Origin of the sequence: uncultured Thiothrix sp., assembly GCF_937873765.1 — a bacterium.
Classification (GTDB): Bacteria; Pseudomonadota; Gammaproteobacteria; order Thiotrichales; family Thiotrichaceae; genus Thiolinea.
Genome location: NZ_CALMZC010000022.1, coordinates 14,712 through 33,414, shown reverse-complemented (window position 1 = coordinate 33,414; position 18,703 = coordinate 14,712). Strand labels below are relative to the sequence as shown.

Annotated in this window: 16 protein-coding genes and 1 pseudogene; 7 read left to right on the top strand and 10 right to left on the bottom strand. The window is 42.7% G+C overall.

The annotated features are described in order from the left end of the window. Positions 1-46 precede the first annotated feature (46 nt). Complete coding sequence (locus Q0307_RS07305; RefSeq protein ID WP_298658774.1) at positions 47-763, top strand: DUF533 domain-containing protein; 717 nt, start codon at positions 47-49, stop codon at positions 761-763. A gap of 39 nt (positions 764-802) precedes the next feature. Here the strand turns inward: Q0307_RS07305 and Q0307_RS07300 are convergent, their stop codons facing one another. The 5 genes and pseudogenes from Q0307_RS07300 to Q0307_RS07280 form a co-directional block, all read right to left on the bottom strand. After that, complete coding sequence (locus Q0307_RS07300) at positions 803-2,134, bottom strand: ATP-binding protein (protein ID WP_298658771.1); 1,332 nt, start codon at positions 2,132-2,134, stop codon at positions 803-805. Then, positions 2,124-2,804, bottom strand: a complete 681-nt coding sequence (locus Q0307_RS07295) for a response regulator transcription factor (RefSeq protein ID WP_298658768.1) — start codon at positions 2,802-2,804, stop codon at positions 2,124-2,126. The genes Q0307_RS07300 and Q0307_RS07295 overlap by 11 nt, the downstream gene beginning before the upstream one ends. 4 nt (positions 2,805-2,808) lie before the next feature. Further along, positions 2,809-3,399 (bottom strand): annotated as a pseudogene (locus Q0307_RS07290) (cytochrome b/b6 domain-containing protein); the annotation flags it as partial. Positions 3,400-3,437: 38 nt separating this feature from the next. Then, positions 3,438-3,995, bottom strand: coding sequence for a diheme cytochrome c (locus Q0307_RS07285; protein ID WP_298658765.1), 558 nt, complete (start codon positions 3,993-3,995; stop codon positions 3,438-3,440). Positions 3,996-4,005: 10 nt separating this feature from the next. After that, complete coding sequence (locus Q0307_RS07280) at positions 4,006-4,422, bottom strand: DUF1924 domain-containing protein (protein ID WP_298658763.1); 417 nt, start codon at positions 4,420-4,422, stop codon at positions 4,006-4,008. Positions 4,423-4,597: 175 nt separating this feature from the next. Here Q0307_RS07280 and Q0307_RS07275 point away from each other — a divergent pair, with 175 nt between their 5' ends. Genes Q0307_RS07275 through Q0307_RS07265 form a run of 3 tightly spaced genes read left to right on the top strand, consistent with a single transcriptional unit; the run spans position 4,598 to position 11,032 of the window. Next, positions 4,598-5,995: an SIR2 family protein gene (locus Q0307_RS07275; RefSeq protein ID WP_298658760.1), complete on the top strand. Its 1,398-nt coding sequence runs from the start codon at positions 4,598-4,600 to the stop codon at positions 5,993-5,995. Continuing rightward, the gene (locus Q0307_RS07270) at positions 5,992-10,419 is read left to right on the top strand and encodes a HEAT repeat domain-containing protein (protein WP_366936765.1); all 4,428 of its coding nucleotides are present in this window, start codon (positions 5,992-5,994) and stop codon (positions 10,417-10,419) included. Before Q0307_RS07275 ends, Q0307_RS07270 begins: the two co-directional genes overlap by 4 nt. Then, positions 10,412-11,032, top strand: coding sequence for a toll/interleukin-1 receptor domain-containing protein (locus tag Q0307_RS07265; RefSeq protein WP_298658753.1), 621 nt, complete (start codon positions 10,412-10,414; stop codon positions 11,030-11,032). The genes Q0307_RS07270 and Q0307_RS07265 overlap by 8 nt, the downstream gene beginning before the upstream one ends. Positions 11,033-11,081: 49 nt before the next feature. Here the strand turns inward: Q0307_RS07265 and ccsB are convergent, their stop codons facing one another. After that, entirely contained in the window at positions 11,082-12,260 is a 1,179-nt protein-coding gene (ccsB, locus tag Q0307_RS07260; protein ID WP_298658749.1) for a c-type cytochrome biogenesis protein CcsB, read from the bottom strand. Positions 12,261-12,482: 222 nt separating this feature from the next. On the opposite strand from ccsB, the gene Q0307_RS07255 reads away from it, so the two are divergent. Beyond that, entirely contained in the window at positions 12,483-13,154 is a 672-nt protein-coding gene (locus tag Q0307_RS07255; RefSeq protein WP_298658746.1) for a cytochrome b/b6 domain-containing protein, read from the top strand. A 33-nt stretch (positions 13,155-13,187) separates the two neighbouring features. Continuing rightward, a complete protein-coding gene (locus Q0307_RS07250) occupies positions 13,188-13,940 on the top strand; it encodes a zinc permease (protein ID WP_298658743.1) in 753 nt (250 codons plus the stop codon). A gap of 85 nt (positions 13,941-14,025) precedes the next feature. Here the strand turns inward: Q0307_RS07250 and Q0307_RS07245 are convergent, their stop codons facing one another. The 4 genes from Q0307_RS07245 to Q0307_RS07230 all read right to left on the bottom strand — a co-directional run bounded on the left by Q0307_RS07245 (position 14,026) and on the right by Q0307_RS07230 (position 18,079). After that, positions 14,026-15,282: an FAD/NAD(P)-binding oxidoreductase gene (locus Q0307_RS07245; RefSeq protein WP_298658740.1), complete on the bottom strand. Its 1,257-nt coding sequence runs from the start codon at positions 15,280-15,282 to the stop codon at positions 14,026-14,028. A gap of 33 nt (positions 15,283-15,315) precedes the next feature. Then, positions 15,316-15,714 (bottom strand): c-type cytochrome, encoded by a 399-nt coding sequence (locus tag Q0307_RS07240; RefSeq protein ID WP_298658737.1) that lies wholly within the window; start codon positions 15,712-15,714, stop codon positions 15,316-15,318. Positions 15,715-15,798: 84 nt separating this feature from the next. After that, complete coding sequence (locus Q0307_RS07235) at positions 15,799-17,253, bottom strand: DUF5666 domain-containing protein (RefSeq protein WP_298658734.1); 1,455 nt, start codon at positions 17,251-17,253, stop codon at positions 15,799-15,801. Continuing rightward, positions 17,243-18,079, bottom strand: a complete 837-nt coding sequence (locus Q0307_RS07230; protein ID WP_298658731.1) for a DUF6502 family protein — start codon at positions 18,077-18,079, stop codon at positions 17,243-17,245. The genes Q0307_RS07235 and Q0307_RS07230 overlap by 11 nt, the downstream gene beginning before the upstream one ends. A gap of 74 nt (positions 18,080-18,153) precedes the next feature. Here Q0307_RS07230 and Q0307_RS07225 point away from each other — a divergent pair, with 74 nt between their 5' ends. Further along, complete coding sequence (locus Q0307_RS07225; protein WP_298658728.1) at positions 18,154-18,657, top strand: LuxR family transcriptional regulator; 504 nt, start codon at positions 18,154-18,156, stop codon at positions 18,655-18,657. Positions 18,658-18,703 lie beyond the last annotated feature (46 nt).

Here is an 18,703-nt window from a genome sequence, read left to right as displayed (position 1 = left end):
TCGTGTGCATTTAAATCGCTTTAAAAAATACACTGGAGTTAAATTAATGAGTTTAGTTAAAACCTTAGGAAGAGTCGCATTTGGTTTGATTGTGGCACAAGCTTCAAAAAAATTATTAGGTGGTCGTGGGGGCGTTTTAGGTGGTTTGTTAGGAGCAGTACTTGGCGGTAGTGCAACACGGAATACCGCAATTGCTGGGGGGATTGGTGCACTACTCACCAGCATGTTAGCGGGTAAAAGTGCACAGGCAAACAATAGCTCAGCCAATAGCAGCTCAGGTGGTGGGAGTATTCTGAGCAATCTGTTTAATATGCTAGGTGATAGCCCGCAAACTAAAAATTCGCCTGCAAAAGATGTCGGTTCATTCTTTAAAGCCGCTCTAAACGATGAGCCTATGCACACCACACCTGATGATGAGAAAAATGCCGAAATCTTATTGCGCGCTATGATTAATGCCGTTAAAGCAGATGGGGTAATTGATGACAATGAACAAGCCAAAATCAAAGAGTATTTAAAAGACGCTCCGCAGTCTGATATTGATTTCGTCACCACCGAGTTACGTAAACCACTGGATTTAAAAGGGCTTATTCACAGCGTTCCTCAAGGTATGGAAAAGCAAGTCTATCTTATGTCATTGCTGGCAATGACCTTAGATGATCCACAGGAGGTTAAATACATGCAGGATTTAGCAGATGGCCTGAATATCACAGTAGTAGAGCGCAATCATATTCATGATCAGTTGAATATTAAGCATTTGGCTTAAAGCTTAACAAGCTCTAAAGGCAAGTCTGATGATTTGCCTTTAGGTTTGAATAGGAAAATAAATATTCACACATAAGCCGCGCCCATAATGACCTTGCTGAATTTGCAAGCTTCCTGCATGCAATTCTACAATTCTCTGCACAATTGATAAGCCTAAACCGCTGCCAGTTGCTGTAGTATCAGCAGGTCGATAGAAGCGTTCAGTGATTTTGGCTAAGTCATCGGGTGCTAGGCCCGGTCCCGTATCCGTTACGCTAAGACAAGCTTGCTGATCTGTATAACTAGCCCTTACTAAAACCTCAGTACCTGCGCCTGTATAGCGAATGGCATTATCCAAAAGATTACGTAGCAGCACTTCAAGCAAAGTTGCTAAGCCTTGGATGAGGACAGGCTGACCTTCGGCCAGTTCTAATTGAACACCTTGTTCTAAAGCACTAGGGGCTAATGCGCTGATTTGTTGCTTAGCAAGCTCCTGCAAATCACAAGTTTCAAAGCAGGTAACTGAATTACTTTCTAAACGCGCTAGGGTGAGTAGTTGGGCAATTAAATGGCTTGCACGTTGGCAGCCTTGCAATGCTTGCGCCAAAGCATGTCCTCGATTTTCTGCTGATAAAGCGGCTTGAGCAACTTGAACTTGTGCTTGGATACCAGCCAGCGGTGTGCGTAATTCATGCGCAGCATCTGCAGTGAAACGGCGTTCGTTTTCAATCAGGGCTTTGGTTTTGCTAAACAGTTGATTCAAGCGCTCGACTAAGGGGTGCACTTCAGTGGGGGCTTGTAATTGAATAGCGCTCAAATTGTCGGGTTTGCGCTGTGCAATCGCGAGGGTAAGTTTGACTAAAGGCTTTAGGCTAGTTGCAACCGCCCACCATAATAGAACAGCTAACAAGGGCAAAGCGAACCATAAGGGAGTGAGTAGATTGGCGATAATGCTATTCGCAAGTTGCTCACGTACTTCCTTGAGTTCGGCAACATGAATGATTAACCGATGGTCGTGCTCACCTTTAGTTTGGCTAGTGAATACGCGCCAGTTTTGTCCTGCAATCGTAATATCACTAAAACCAGTTTGTGAGCCTGCGAGTGGAGTGGTGGGGGAGTTCCCTGAATGGAAGAGTAATTTATCGCCATCTTCCCAAATTTGAAAAGCAACACGGCGCGAGTATTTGTGGAGGAGTGGTGCTTTTTCTTCTTCTAAGTCATCTAATTCTTCGGTGCTTTGTGCGACCAGTAAGGTAGAGGCTTGGGCTAAATGTGCATCTAAAACTTGCTCCAATTCTTGTTTAGCATCCCAATAAGTGAACGCTGCTGCTGCTAGCCAGACCAAACACACTGTGCTTAAGACTAAGACGAGTAAGCGCTGCTTAAGAGACATTTGAACTAGTCTTAGGACGCGGTAGCAAATAGCCTACACCACGCACTGTTTGAATCAATTCGGGATAAAGTTTGCGGCGTAAATGATGAATATGCACTTCTACTGTATTGCTTTCCACCTCTTGCCCCCAAGCGTATAAGCTTTCTTCCATCTGAGCACGTGATAACACCCGGCCTGCTGCTAACATTAACGTATGTAAGACGGTAAATTCGCGCCCAGATAATTCAATCATTTGCCCTTGATAACTAACTTGACGGGCAGCAGGATCTAGTTGGACTTCACCGATTTGTAAGTAGGGCTGGGTAAAGCCGTGGGCACGCCGTAATAAAGCACGTAAGCGAGCGCTAAGTTCGTCCATGTCAAAAGGCTTAATCAGGTAATCATCAGCACCCGCATCTAAGCCTTGAATCCGATCTTGTACGGTATCGCGTGCTGTGAGAATTAATACAGGCAGTTGCTGACGGCGCTGACGCAGTTCCTTTAAAACCTCCAGACCCGAACAGCGTGGCAAGCCTAAATCTAAGACCACAGCGGCATAAGGCTCAGCAGTCAGTGCATGCCGTGCTTGCAAGCCATCACGTACCCAATCAACGGCATAACCGGCTTGGGTTAGCCCCTGTTGTAGGGCATCCCCCAAGACCGCATCATCTTCTACGACCAAAATACGCATATGTTTAGCTTAAGTAACTAACTAAAAATCCTAGGATAGCAGCAAGCATTAGTATAGCTAACCAGAAAAAGCTCTTTTGGATAGCATGACCCGCTTCACCTTGTTTGTAGCCAGTGAGCATTGCCCTTGCTAGATTCTCATGATGTAACCAACTACTAAGGATGACACCGCCAATATGCATGAATACGACTAGCAACATAAAGTTAGCACTCCACTCATGTGTTTCAGCAAAGAGGTCTTCCCAGTCCACTGAACCGAATTCCCAATCTAAAGCGATGCCAGTGAAGCTAATCATTAAGCCTAGCCCTAAGAGCAAAAAGATGGCGATGGTTCCTATTGGATTATGCCCTAAAAAGTGTTGAACTTGGTGCTTTAACAGTGATTGCAGATAACTCAGTACCGTACGCGGTGTAAAGCTAAACGAGCTAAAGCGTGCATAGCGGGTACCGATTAGTCCCCAAATAAGCCGAAAGACTAATAAGCCTGCAAACAGATAGCCAAGCGCTAAATGGATATCTCGATACCGCTCTGATTCTGCGGTCAAATAAGCACCTGCAAAGCTCAGCGCAAACGACCAATGAAAGACCCGTGTCGGCCAATCCCAGACTAGATACGTGCTTGCATATCAACTCCTTAGCGGGGAATACGCACCGTGTCTTCATCAAAATTGCCTTGTTCGGCTTGCATATGGCAGGCGGTGCAATTAGAGGCACTTTTAATCTTGGGATTTTTCCAAGTCAGCGCCGAGATCTCATCATGCTCATGCTTAAACCACGCGGTTTCGGTGATGCGTAAAGTCGGTTCAGCACTCGGTTTTCTTGGTTCTGGCGCAGCATTGGCTTCTAAAAATGGCAAGATTTCTTTAAGGGTTGTTTCGTCAAGGCTGGCATCCGTACCGAAATGTTTATCTAACCCCCCCATCATGGCTTGCCATGAGGAGGCAGGTAATAAGCCGGGTGGATAAGCCATGTGGCAGGCACTGCATTCGGCTTTCCAAGTCGCATTAGTGGTGCGTAAGCCTTGCATCTTGCCCTCATGCTCCTCATGGGGGCGACGGACTTCTAGATATTTATCCTGTTTGTGGCCTGCATAGGCTTCATTTTCTTCATCTTCATCCGCCCACACTTGCACCGCACCGATGAGGAATAAACTGGTGGTTATCACAGCTAAACCCTTGATCCATGTTTTCATGTTAATGTCCTTATTTAATCGCCATTAAAAAAGTCAAAATGTCGCCTTTTTCTAAAGCCGTGCATTCGCGGCTTAAGACATCATTGCAATTCCGTTTAAACCATTTATCTACCTTGCGGGTGCTGGTGAACCGTTCGGGATTGGCTGAAGGTGCAAGTGGATCAATCGCTTTGCCAGTCGATGCATGCTTACCCACTGTTGCAGGATTACTGGTATGACAAGAAGCACAGCTCCAATCATTGCCATGAGTCGTTTTAAAAAACTGCTCACCGCGTGTAGCTGAGAAGCCTTGGAACTGAGCATCGGCTGCTTTGGCTGCGGTTTGATAAGTATTTAAGAAGTCTTGTGGGGTTTCGGCTTGAGCGAGATTAGCACTTAAAATTAGAGCGCAGCTTAAGCTGGTGAGCAGTGTTTTTAGTTGAAGCATGATGATCTTCCTTCCGTTATTGCTGAATAAGTGAATTGTGAAGGGGGATTCTTAAGGGATTCTGAAGAGAAGATAGGTAAATGTTTTGAAATATTTAAAAATTGGCGTTTAAGCAAAAATTGTTATAAAAATAACAAGGTAAGCCAAGCCCCTTCAATAAATTCGGGTAACAACGATGGGTGAGCTAAATGCTTCCGCTGAGCGTCTGCAACCGCTGATTAGGCGCATCAAGTTGAACCAACAAGACTATGATCTTGAAACGCGCTCAGAAGAAAAGCTGCGTTTAGAGCCGATTATTCAGGACGCTCAAACCGCTTTATTTCATGCCTGTCAGCAAGAAACTAATCGTTTACGCTGTAATGCTTCCTATGTTGAAGCGCTAGATGTATGGGATCAAGTTAAAACCTACTTAAATACTTCTACTAGAGAGCTAGTCGCGCAAGAGGTCGAGCAGCTAAAACAGTTCCAAATAGAAGCTAGCCAAATTAGCTTATTAATTACCAAGCTTTCACGGATTGTTCCGCTTCGGCCGCATTTTGTTAATCTGTCTAAAATCTTACGCCAAGCAGCTAATAATCCATTCAGTCAGTTATTACGTGAGCAAATAGAGGTGTTTTTGCTGAATGAGACTCCCGATGTGGAGGGCTTTCTGCTTTGGTGGGAAGCTGAGCAACAGCAAATAAGCGCTAGCTCTAACCATCCGATTGATTTGAAGCGCTTGGCAGAGCGCATTAAACGTGGCGAAATTGCTTTATTTTTAGGCTCAGACATCAGTGAACACGATAATCAAACGGATACAGTCGACTATTTAGCTGAGCAAATTGGTTATAAAGATTTTAATGGCACACTCTCAACCATTGCTGAGTATTATCAATTAAAAGTCGATTATGGTACTTCAGCTTTACTTAAGCAGTTGCAAACGGTACTAGACGCCTACCAATCACCGATGGCGCTCTATGCAGCGCTCGCAAAAACGACTCAGCCGCTGATTTTAATTTCATCGGCTTATGATGGGCATTTAGAGGCTGCTTTTTCGCAAGCGGGTAAACGCTTTGTTGAATTATCCTCAATGGTGGTGCGTAGCCATGAATACGATATTGGACATGTCTTACTCAAAGCCTCTGATTACAATCCCCATTTACCCTTGTATTGCCCTGAAGAGCAGTTATCGAAGCTAGACTTATTAGGGCAGGGCTACTCACTGATTTATAAAATTCGTGGTACTTGTAGTGCTGAGAGTAGTGATTATGATTTATTGCGGCGTGATGCGTTGACCCTCACGGAAAGTAATTACCTGAATTTTGCCCGTTACGCCGAGCGGATTATTCCAAGTTATTTAGCGCGGCATTTACGCCATCGTGCTTTGTTGTTTGTCGCTTATCGGCCGCTCTATTGGGAAGAGCGTTTATTAGTCAGTGCGCTCTTAGAACGCAGAATTTCGGATGAGCCGTGTTATGTCTTAACCAGTAAGCTTAATCCACTCGAAGCTGCTTATTGGGAATCACGCAAGGTCAAGGCTTATCCACTAGAGTTAGAGGAGCTAGATCAGTATTTAGAGAGTGAAACGATATGAGTAGGCACACTCCTGTTGAACCCTATCCCGGTTTACGCCCTTATCGAGAAACTGAAAAAGATAATTTTTTTGGGCGAGAAACGGATGCAGCCATTTTAATCGATAAGGTTCTGACGAATCGTTTTACTTTATTATTTGCGGCCAGCGGAGTAGGCAAGAGTTCTTTACTCCAAGCGGCGGTGATACCTCGCTTAAAATCAAGTTTGGGTGAGAATTTAGTAGTGGTCTATCACAGCGATTGGGTGAGTGAGCCTGTGCAAACCGTGAAGACTGCTGTATTAAAGGCCTTACAAACCAAAGAAGCTTTCCCTCAAGACTTAGAACTAGCTGAAGAAGATTTACATGGATTACTAAATTTAGCTGGTGTGTTTGTGCGTCCTCCTTTGGTATTAATTCTCGATCAGTTTGAAGAGTTTTTTCGCTATCAACGAGCCACCAGTAGTTTTAATGAGTTTATTGATCAACTGGTAGCAGTGCTCGCAGATAAAGGCTTAGCCGTGAGCTTAGTGTTCTCGATGCGTGAAGATTTTGCATTAGAACTGAATGCCTTTAAAAATAAACTCCCCACTTTATTATTTGAAAACTTCTATCGCTTAGAAAAACTGAGTCGTGAAAATACCTTAGCCGCTATTAAGGCTCCGGTAGAGCAGTTGGGTTATCAGTATGAGCCTCGCTTACTAGAGTGGCTGTTAGCCGATTTATTAAACCGCGAGTATGACTATCGGACACAGCATGCACTTGCTGAGATTCGTATGACCGCTGAACCTCCCTATTTACAAATCGTTTGTGCTCAACTGTGGGAGTTAAATAAAAACGATCCTGAAAAAACTATTCGTTTAGCCAGTTATGAAAAAGCAGGGCGGGCCCAGGGGATAATTAAAAATTATATTCAAGATATTTTGGCAAGCTTTTCTCATGCTGAAAAGCAATTAGCTTCTAAAGCGTTTGATCATTTAGTTGGACAACGAGGCGTTAAGATTGCTTATACCGCCAAAGCTTTAGCGGAGATTGGGCGAGTGCCAGAACAAGACTTGGCTAAGGTTTTGGATAAATTAGAAGCTGTCAGAGTATTACGCCGCCAGCAACGGGGTGAGGAAATTTGGTTCGAGCTTTACCATGATTTATTTTCGCGTAGCTTAGAGGCTTGGAATAAGGCTTGGAAAGATCATATGCGTTTTCGGCGCGCTATGAAATGGCTCACTAGTGGGATCGTCACTACTTTATTAATCGTGAGTGCTAGTGATTTTGCAATCAATCGTTATTCGTATCATTTTCGCCTAGGTAAAGAAAGTATTTCAGATCGAATTGAGTTATGGCAGGGGACGAGTCCTAATGGTCATTGGTTATTTGATTTCTTTCATCAACGCCAGTATATCGCTGAGACTGATTTCACCCGCAACGATTTAGAACCAGATAAGCGTTTTCAGAAGAAAGGTATTGATAAATATAAACAATTATTAATTGAATTAATTGATCAGCAACCTATTGAGCGACGTATTCACTCTTATGCAAAATATGGTATTTACCAAGCTAAAAATGGTAAAGCAGCTTTACCTTTAGCTAAAAATTTAATAAATCCTAATTCTAATAAAGCTGAAGAAGCTATCCGTCATGTTGCTCATATCAATACGCCTGAAGCAGCGCATCTGATTTATGACCTCCTAAGAGATACACCAAGTGGAAATTTGCAAAAACTAATTTATGAAAATTCTGCGATGAATAAAATAGGTTTAGGAATTGTTCTAAGTCGTGAAGGATTAGAGCAAGTAGCTGATTTAGAGAGGATTTCAAATGGGGCTAAAGAATTTTGGCAGTATCAATTTTCTTTACAAGTGATGAATAAAAAAGTTGTTGATGCTTGGCTGGAGTGGGGTGTTTATACAAACTATATGAGTAGTTTGAGTATGGTGTCTAAAGATGATATTATTACTAATTATTTAAAGCGTATTTTGAAAGAAAATACAGATAATAATGAGTTGATTCAGTCAGCTATTGAGCTGATCGGGATAACGCAAAAAAGTAATTTTCTTTATGAATTAATCAACCAGCTTAAAAGTGAGTCAGCCAATATTCGCTTATCAACAGTAGATGCTTTAATTGGTTTACAGGCGGAAGATGCCGTAGACTCTTTAATCGAATTAACAAAGGATCAGTTTAATGATACTAGTATGATTCGGGCGATTGATGCTTTAGGTTTTTTTAAGGTTAAGTCGGCTATACCCGTATTAATTAGTATATTACAAGATCAAAGTTTTGATATTGAATTAAAAATCGCTGCTATTAATGTAATTGTAGAATTACAAAAGGAACAAGCTGTTCCTCAATTAATTAAATTGCTTAAAGAAAATAATGATATTCTCTCTCAGAGAGTTACCGATCTATTAGCCGATCTTAAGGTAGAAAAAGGTCTACCTTACCTAATGTTAATGTTGAGTAGTAGAGATGCTTATACTAGGAGTTCAGCAGCTAATGCAATTGAGAAGTTTAATAGTAAATCAATAGTATTAGGGTTGATCGATTTATTAAATAATCGTGATGCATTTATAGATGCACGCATAGAAGTGGCTGGTTTGTTAGCTAGAATGAAAGCTTACGAGGCCATACCTGATTTAATGCGCTTGCGAAGTGAGTTTAATCATGCCGATATTTCAGACTTTCGCTTAGCTGTGGTTAATAGTCTAGTTATTCTTAATGTAGTAGATGCTATACCAGAGTTCATGAGTTTGATAGAAAAGAAACCAGCAACTCCTTTAATAGAGGAAAGTCTTAAGCAGTTGAAGCCAGAGCTAGTAGCTTCAATATTAGAAAGTTACCTATATGATACGTCTAAAAAGCTGAGAGTTTTATCTATACGAACTTTAGGAGAGCTTAAAATTGATAATGCAAAGGATAAGTTATTAAAGTTACTAAATGATACTGATCCTGATGTACGTTTAGCATCTACTATAGCCCTAGATGCTATGAACGTAAGGCTTTCTGCAGATATTTTAATTAATCATTTTAAGAATAAAAATGAAAGTTATTTTACTGAAAATTATTCTAAGATATTTTTACTGAAAAAAGCTTTGATTTTATCAGAAAATTTTCCTTTGATTAGTTTTATTCTGAAAGTCAGTGATAATGAGGATGTTCGTACTTCTTTAGAGTCAGTTAATATTTTGAGAGAGTTACATGTATATAAAGTAATTTCATTAGCTATTCAAGCAATCCCTGAAGATCGACCAAATGCGATATTTATTCCAAGATTTACGGAAAGCATAGCTAGTTTCGATCCTATTTTTTTCTATCCAGATATGATCAGTTATATTAATAAAACATATGGAAATGAAGTAATTATTTCTTCAGTAAATAATTCTAAGGTTTTTGGCAATCAGCAAGTTATTTTGCTTCCACATGTTACCCAGTTGATGATAACTAATGAGGCTAAAGAAGTTGTAAAAGTTGCTGATAAGTTTAGATATTTTAATCCAGATTTATGTTTAGCTGTGTTGTTAAGATTATTGAAAAATGGTCATGCACATATTCAAAGGGCAGCAATAGCTGCAGTTTTTGCTTTACAAGAGGCAAATAACTTAAGTCCAGAGCAGCAAAGTTTACTCCAACAAGCTTTGTCCCTAACTGATCCTATCTTACGAAAAGAAACTGAAAAAGAATGGCAAGCCTATAGAAAAACTCAAGTCGAGCCACCACTCAGCGAATCCGCCAAACGCTTCAATGCCATGACCAATGACGAATTAAAAGCCTGCATTGCTGATGCAGAGGTCAAAATGACAGAATGGCGTGCTCAACGTGAGGCGGATTTGCTCAAAGTGGTTGATACTTTTGAGTTAGTTCCCCCTAACACGGCTGAGGCTTATCGCTCGTGGCAGGTTTTCCAATGCGCCTTTGACTTGTCTAAGCGCGAGCCAAATGAGGGCAAAAAGCTGCTGATGCACAATTTATTTGATGTACGCGAGGCGGCCGCAATGGGGATGGCGAGCAGTATGAAGCTAAAGGTCAGGGATATTAAAGATTTAGAGCAGCAGTGGTTAGTTACTAAAGACTCTATTAGACATAATGCGATTTTCCGTGCCATTGATCTAGGTTTATTGAATATTGAAGCGGTTGGGCAAGATCCAGAATTGGCAGAGTTAAATCAATATCTAGCGGAGCTAAAGCAACTCAAACCATTCGATGATAAAGCTGAACATCCTTCCCAAGCTTCTATTTTTCCACGGGTAGATTGGACACAAGCACAACTACAATGGCGCTCAGAAACCTTAAAACAAAATATCCAAGCCTATAATGAGCAGTTACCGGGCTGGCTCAAAGAATATTGTCTAAATCCAGACGGTTCTTATATGCAGCCAGAGCACTGTGAGCATCCTAAACTTAAGGCCTTACTGCCTGCAGTCTCATCAGCACCTGAGGTTCAACATGAATAACCCAAGCTATGATTTTTTTATCTCTTATTCTAAAGCGGATGAAGTTTGGGTAGAGAATATATTTCTACCCAGACTACAAGCGGAAGGGCGTCAATGTTTAACTGCCAAAGAGTTTCAACTAGGGCATGCTCTTCTTGCTGAGCTGGAGCGAGGTATTACCACCAGTCATAAAGTACTACTCATTCTCTCAGCCAGTTATTTACAGGAAAACACGAATGCGATTACGGACTTATTTGCTATGCATTACGGCTTAGAAACTGGTAAATGGCCGGTCATCCCTATTTTAATCGAGAAAAACTTAGCACTGCCACCACGGTTACGCTTCGTGATTCCAGTTGCTTTTACTGAGATTACAGAATACAACGAGGGGTTTAAACGCTTATTAGCGATTGACCCCATCGCTGTTGTTTCGCGACCCTTGCAAACACCGACAGTTTTACCTATGCCTATATCCAGTCCAGTATCCACTACTCATACAGATTCACGCAGGGCTTTTTTGGAGCGAAAATTGCGTTTGCTTCAGCAGCAATATGATGCGGAAACACGAGTTGAAGAGCAGTTACGTTTAGAACCTATCATTGCTGAGGTAGATGCTCGCTTAAAGGCTCTGTAAATAAATCTTGATCTAAAAATTTTGCTTAATGTTCAGATCAGTTTATTTTTTAAAGCTGCCCATAAGAATGCAGACCCGACAAAAACATATTCACGCCCAAAAACGCGAATAGGGTAATAAATAGCCCTAAGATTGCCCACCACGCCATCGCTGTTCCGCGCCAGCCTTTGGAGAAACGAAAGTGCAACCAAGCGGCATAATTGAGCCAGACAATCAGTGCCCAAGTTTCTTTTGGATCCCATGACCAATACCCCCCCCAAGCTTCCGCTGCCCACATCGCCCCTAAAATGGTTGCAACGGTGAAAAACGCAAAACCTAAAGCAATGGCTTTATAAGTCAGTTCGTCCATTAAATCTAAGGAAGGCAGAGCGCGAGCGAAGAAGTTGTCAGATCCGTGCGGGCTAGCTGCTTGTTTGATTAAGTAGGCAATACTTACCATGGCGGCGAGGGCAAATGAGCCATAGCCAATGAAATTCGCAGGTACATGGATTTTCATCCAATAGCTTTGTAAAGCAGGTACTAAAGGCAGAATTTTGTGAGCGCCCCGTTCAAAGCTATACCAAAGTAAAAAGCCAACGGCTGCACTAATCACCAATAGAACAAAACCGCCTAGGCTAGGCTGCTGATATTCTTGCTCGTAATATAAATACAGCAGCCCTGTTAAAATGCAAAAAAGAATAAAGACTTCATATAAATTACTGACTGGAATATGCCCAAAGCTGGGGTCAATTAAATAGGATTCATACCAACGCACCATTAAACCGGTTAAGCCCATAATGAGTGCTGCCCAAGTTAAGTAGCTGGCTGTTTTTAAAGTAATCTCATTACTGGTGAACAAACCTAAAAAATAAGTTAGTGTCGCCATCACAAATAAGGTACTCATCCACATAATCGCGGACTGGCTAGAGAGCAAGTATTTTAAGAAAAAATTAGTTTCAGCTAATTCACGTTGGCCACTATATAAAAACAAGGCAACTAGGCTTAAAGTAATAACGACTAAAGAATAGACGCGAATTGATTTCCAAAACCAACCTAAGCCAATTAAGGCAGGGCTAGTACCCAATAAAATTGCTAATTCAAAGTGATCCATTGGCTGTTTATATAGCCAGACACCTACGCCACTGATAATCGCTAAAGCCCATAGCCAGTCTAAGGCGTTGAGTCGTTGCAACCAACTGGGGTTTGGCTCAAAACTCAAAGGGTTTGTGACCTTGTTATAACTGCTCATCACTCAAAACTCCACTACACTCCTGAGATGGCAGGAGCTTACTAAACAGTCTTTTAGGCAAACGAGTGCTTTCAGGCAATTAGGCGAATGCCTGATTCAGGGCAATTTGCAGGCTAAGTGTTTGTTTTCTGGGGCGTGGGTGAGAGGTTTGTCGGATGCACTTTAGGGCTAGTTTCAGTACTCTTTATCAAAATCTTTATTAGTTAAAATTAGGTGTAATGTATGGATACTAAACCAGCAATCACTCAAGTTAAAGTCTGGGATCCTTTAGTCAGAATTTTTCATTGGAGCTTGGTGCTCGCTTTCGCTACTTCTTATCTAACTGGAGACGAATGGGATGATTGGGGTGATGTACACGAAATTAGCGGCTATCTGATTTTAGGTTTAGTGGTTGTTCGTATTATTTGGGGCTTTGTTGGGAGTAAATACGCACGCTTTAGCGATTTTATGTATGCACCGAAAGCGGTGATTGAATATTTAAAGTCTTTGCTAACAACTCACCCAAAACATTATTTAGGTCATAATCCAGCGGGTGGTTGGATGGTAGCTGCTTTATTAGCTTGTTTATTAGCAACTACTGTGACTGGCTTAAAAGTATTAGCGGATGAACATCAAGAAGGCCCTTTAGCTAAAGTGGAGTTAGCACTGCCGAGTTTAATTGCAGTAGCTGAAGCGCGTAAAATAGGTGGTGAGCAAGCTGAAAATGAAGCAGGTGAGGGTGATGAAAATGAAAGTATTTGGAAAGAAATCCATGAATTCTTTTCTAATTTTACTTTGTTTTTAGTGATTGCGCATATTTTAGGTGTGATCGTCAGCAGTCGTTTACACAAAGAGAATTTAGCGCGTGCGATGGTGACAGGCAACAAAACCATTCATAACAAAACTGATGTTTAAGCAAGTTGAGGTTTCTCATAAAGTGAGCGATGTATGCTAGACCGTATATCTTTAGAAGCTTGGCTGCTACTTAATCAAAGCTATTTAATTATGCTAATTCCTGCCTTAGTAGCTGTAATGGGCGGTGTGTTAGCGATGGTCTGGCATCCAAGTCACCAAACGCGGAGCTTGATCCAACACTTCGCAGCGGGGGTTGTACTTGCAGCTCTAGCCGTCGAGGTGTTACCCGATATTCAAGGCGAACATGCTTCGGGTGTAGTGATTATCATCGCCTTTGCTTTGGGTAGTTTATTTATGTATGTCATGAAACTATGGGCGATGCAGTTAGAAGCAGGAGTTGATGCAGCCAGTGGTAACTTATCGCATGGCTTAGTGATAGCAACCTTTGTAGACATTGCGGTCGATGGTTTTATTATCGGTGCTGGTTTTGCTGCAGGCGGGCAAACGGGTTTGATTCTAGCCTTGGGTTTATCTGTCGAGCTATTATTCTTAGGCTTATCACTGACGGCTGAAAATACTAAGGGCTGGCGGATTATAGCTCTATCGACTGCCTTAGGTGTCACGGTTTTGATGTTTGCCGTGTTGGGGCGTTGGCTCTTAGCAGGGGCTTCGCATGATATGATTGCAGCGGCTTTAGCCTTTAGTGCAGCGGCTTTATTATACCTAGTGACAGAAGAGTTACTGATTGAAGCTCATGAAGTAGAGGAAAAACCGATTGCAACCTTGGTCTTATTTGCGGGTTTTCTAGTATTTTGGAGTATCCAACTACTCGGCACACCAATTTAGACTGAAATTTGACTGAAATTTTAACCTTTAAAAAGTTGGCAGCGGGGTGGCCGCTGCCGAAGTTTTTGTGGATCAGGAACTTATTTTAGGCGAAGGTATCACCAAATAGACTATTGGCCCACTCAAACATTTTCTTATAATTTGAGGTGCTCGCACCACTAGAAGCACCATAGGATGCGGGTACTAATTGCATGGTTTGGCTAGCTGGATCATAAGCAAAAGCCGCTGTTAACCAAGAAGCAGTTGTCGAACTAATCGGGCTATAGCAGGCTGAATTAGTCATTGGTGCGGCAAAAGGCTGGCTACCCGATAACAAGCGCAACACAGCATCAGCACACACTTTAGCTTCCGCATTAGCTATATGACCGGCTTTCGGCTGTCCAGTTCCTTGTGAGTCGCCAATAATATGGATGCCTTGAATCGCAGTGGATTCATAACTTAAAGGATTTACATTCGCCCAATCGCCGCTACTGCTATTCCCTAATCCACTTTTAAGCACAATACTGCCCGCTTGATGGGGAGGAATGACATTGAGTACATCCGCTCGATAATCACCAAAACTAGTGACCGCTACTTTCTTCGCAGAGTCGACGGATTGCAAAATGGTATTCGGCACATATTCAACAATACCAGCATAAGTCCGAGTGAACGCTGCATTGAAGGTATCGCGCTCCACGGTAATATCGGGATTGCTATCGAGCACCACCACTTTAGCGCCGGGTTTATTGCGTTTGAGATAATCAGCGACGACGCAAGCCCGTTCATAAGGTCCTGGTGGGCAGCGATAAGGCGCTTTGGGAATGCTTAAGACATAAGTCCCACTGCTGGGTATCATTTGGATTTGCTGGCGCAGGCGTTGTACTTGATCGCCTGATTGCCAAGCATGTAGGATTGTATTGCTATCTAGGCCATTAATCGCTTTGAATTGAATACCGGGGGCGAGAATCAAACGTTCGTAACCTAGTGTTTTGCCATTAGCTAGATTAACAGTACGGCTTGCGCTATTAATCGAGCTGACTGTACTTCGCGTCACCGTGATTCCATATTTTTGCGCTAAGGTATCGTATTTAAACCCAAGTTGATTGAGTTGTTTCTGACCATTTAAGATCAAATTGCTAAGGATGGGTGAGTAGTAGACAGCATTCGGTTCTACTAGAGTTACATCAACAGTATTATTCGACCAAAGGCGTAAGTACTTTGCAGTAGTTGCCCCAGCAAACCCGCCACCCACTACAATGACTCGTGGGCGCACTGCAGCTTTGGCAAAACTGATAGGTAAAGCCGCAGCACCTAAACTTAAGCCTAAAGTTTTCAAAAACTGACGGCGAGAAATATCATTCATAATCATGACCTCTTAATGCGCTTAGGGTTGGGCTTAATCGTCGTGGTTATTATTGCTGCTATTGCCACGGCTCACGCTGGCGAAATAGGCTGCGATAAGTTGAATCTGTGCATCGGTGTAAGCTTTCGCTTGGTAGTGCATCAGGTCGACTTTAGTTTTCGCTTTCATTTCGCGCATCTCACTGATGATTTCATTCTGGCTTTCACCCGCGAGACTATCGATACCAGTTGTGGATTTGCCGTTAGTGCCATGACATTGGAAGCACTGTGAGGCAAGTAAACGTGCTCCATCGGGAACAACCACGCCCGCAGCAGTGATGTTTGTATTGCTTAATTGGCCGCCCGTATAATCGGCTGCATTTGCAGTGAGTAGAAAGCTCTGGCTGACGAACACGGCCAAAGCGCCTAGATAAGACCATTGCTTGTGTTTCATTAAACACTCCTTTTTTTACATGCTTGCCCCTAAGGGCAGGTTGGCTAGCCCAGCAATACCAGTGCTGGGCTTTTTACTCACGCTTTAGTCATCTTCGGTTTCGAGTTCTAAAGAGTCAGCTTTTAAAACTTGATTAGTTAACTGTGTACCCTCCGCTTTTACTACACTTTGACCTTCCACAAGGCGTGCAAAAAAGGCAGCTTGGCTCACAGTATCTGAATTGAATTTAAACTCAGTGCTGGCATCGCTCATTACGGTTAGGCCTAAAATTTCTAAACTGCCTTGAGACTGGTTAATCGCGGTGGCCAGTCCTTTTACTTCAATATCAGGTGAACTAAGATCTTCAAGATCACGTTCAATCCGTAGTGCAAGCAGGCGACCATCTGTCAGTTGGCGTGCTTTAATTTCCAGATGATCATTCACATGCAAAGCGGTAAAGCGAATGCTGGTTTCTTGATCATTAGCTTTCTGCAAAATTATTGTGGAGGCATCTACTAGCAAGGTATTGCCGAGTAGCGTCAAAGTCTGGGTTGAGGCGTCAATAGACATAACTTTGCCTTCTAATTCGCGTGTCTGCCCACTGCTAGCTTGCCGCACTGAAATTTCTTCTGCTACGAGTTCACCTTGATTATTGATTTGACCTTCGGCTTCAACGACAGCATTTAGCTTAATATCCGCAGCAGTACTATTTTCAAATTTAGTAGCAGAGGTGGTTACTACTAATTGCCCATTAATGGCAAACCGGTTTGAGCTAATGAAAGCGGTGACTAAGCCTTCTAACTCGGCTTCTTCACCCACTGTAAATTCTACAAACTCTTGAGCTAAGCGGTAATCACTAGCAATCAGCAGACTATTTTGCAAACTCTCTTTGCTGGTGACACGCACATATTGATTGATTGCAGGCAAAGTGCCCCGCACCACTCGACTGTAATCAATCCTCAAACCATTCACTATGAAAGTTTGAGTGCGAACATCGACTTGAGTAATACGCCCTTCAATTAACTGTAGCGAGTTGCCAGGAATAAAACTGTCTTGTTGCAGGGTTAGGCTATTCGCACGAATTATAGCTTGGGCATCGCGTGCACCCGAGATTTGTACGATATTACCGACGGCTAAATCACTAAACAGTTTGACCTCATGTAATACAGTGAGACTATCAGTGCGCACTAACTGATTAAGTACATATAAGCTTTTACCATCCGCTCCTAGCGCTGTGATTTGCCCTTGTAAAAGGCTGCCATAATCGACTTGAGAGGCTTTACCCGTGACGCCATCAGCATTGATAGTACCTTGGATTTTGACAATTTCGCCGACACGATATTGGCTTTGATCAGGAACGTTGACTCCATCACGCATAAAGCGTGCTTGGCTCACATTGTAGCGCACACCATTTTGGATAATGCTGCCAAAGCCCGTAATGGGACCGACTGAAATGCCTGTGCCACCAATGCCTCCCTCAGCTAATTGCGTCTCCACACAAGCGCCTAAGAACAGGCTGCTGGCTAAAACGCTGATCGAGATAAGATGTTTAAACTTCATCGGGCTTATCCTGTTGAGCTGAGGAGGGTTGCACAGGCTCCTCGAAATAATAAATACCTAGTCCTGCGCGCATACGTCCACTACCGTTAGCTTCAGGGTTATGATCACGATCTTGTTGCGCGAGCCAAGCATTCAGTTTGAGGAGTAAGGTCATGGCATCCTCGTCCACCATGCGTTTGAACTGTGGTAAAGCTTCTGCAGGTAAATTGTCATAGCTCACCTTACGCTGAAAACGCCGATCTTCTGCTGCACATAACAGATTGTGGTTAATCGTATTCACCAGTAGTGCCACATCAGTGGCTAAAATCGACAGCTTCTCGGTTTCACTGCCTTGCGGGATATAGGCATCCGTGATCAGCTTTACGCTATCGCCTCTAGCTTGACTTACAACACCGGTTTGTAAGAGTTCACGCAACATCGCGCGACAAGGCATATCGCCACTATAGCGCCCAACTAAAGCTTCAAAACTTGGCAAAGGCCCTTGCAAAGCTAAAGTCGCTGGTTGTCCGGTTGGCGTATTAAAGTCTGGATCATTAATCCAGCCACCAATCACGCGCACGCTGCGGTTATAGCGCGTCACATCCACCAAGGTTTCAGCCGTATGTTGACGTAGTTGCGCGACTTCTTTACGAGTTAAACCCGTGCTGATCGCAATTCGGGAACTGGTCGGCTTCTCTTCCGCTTGGGTGAGAGCTTCTTCCGCCATCTCTACATAAACTTTGCGTGCTAACAAACTGAACTCGCCAAAGGCCAAGCCTTTGCGATGCAAAATGCGTATCAAGGGACGCAAGATATGCAGAACGATCTGATGCACGTTGGTATTCATTTGTGGGAATTTATTCCCAAATTTACTATAATGCAATGAGACAAATGTCTAATAACAGGGCTGGATGCATAAACATGTTGAAATTCCGAAGTCAGGAAATATTTTTTGTTAGTTTATTAGTCTTGATCACTGTGTTGACTACTAGCGATTTAATAAGTGATTACTTAGAAGGTACTGAAGCTTGGCATTTAACCATTGAGGTTCTCGTTGTGCTGATGTCTGTTGGCGGGATTGCTTATTTGCTGCAAGCTTTTATAAAACGTCAGCGTGAATTAGAAGCAGTCAAAGCACAGTTGTTAGAGACTAAGGACAATCTTTCGCAGGCACACAAACAGATGAGTACGGCTGGGAAAGAATATGCGCAGGTTATTCAAAAACAGTTTGAGACTTGGCAACTGACACCGAGTGAAAAAGAGGTTGCCTCCTTATTACTCAAGGGATTGAGCTTTGACGAGATTGCGAATGTGCGTAATACCAAAGAAAAGACAGTACGCCAACAGGCCACCGCCATTTATCGTAAATCGGGTTTAAGCAGTCGCCATGAGTTTGCAGCATGGTTCTTTGAAGATTTCTTGTAAGCCTTAAAATGCTAGATTCCTTCCTATTTAAAGATACTTTAACACT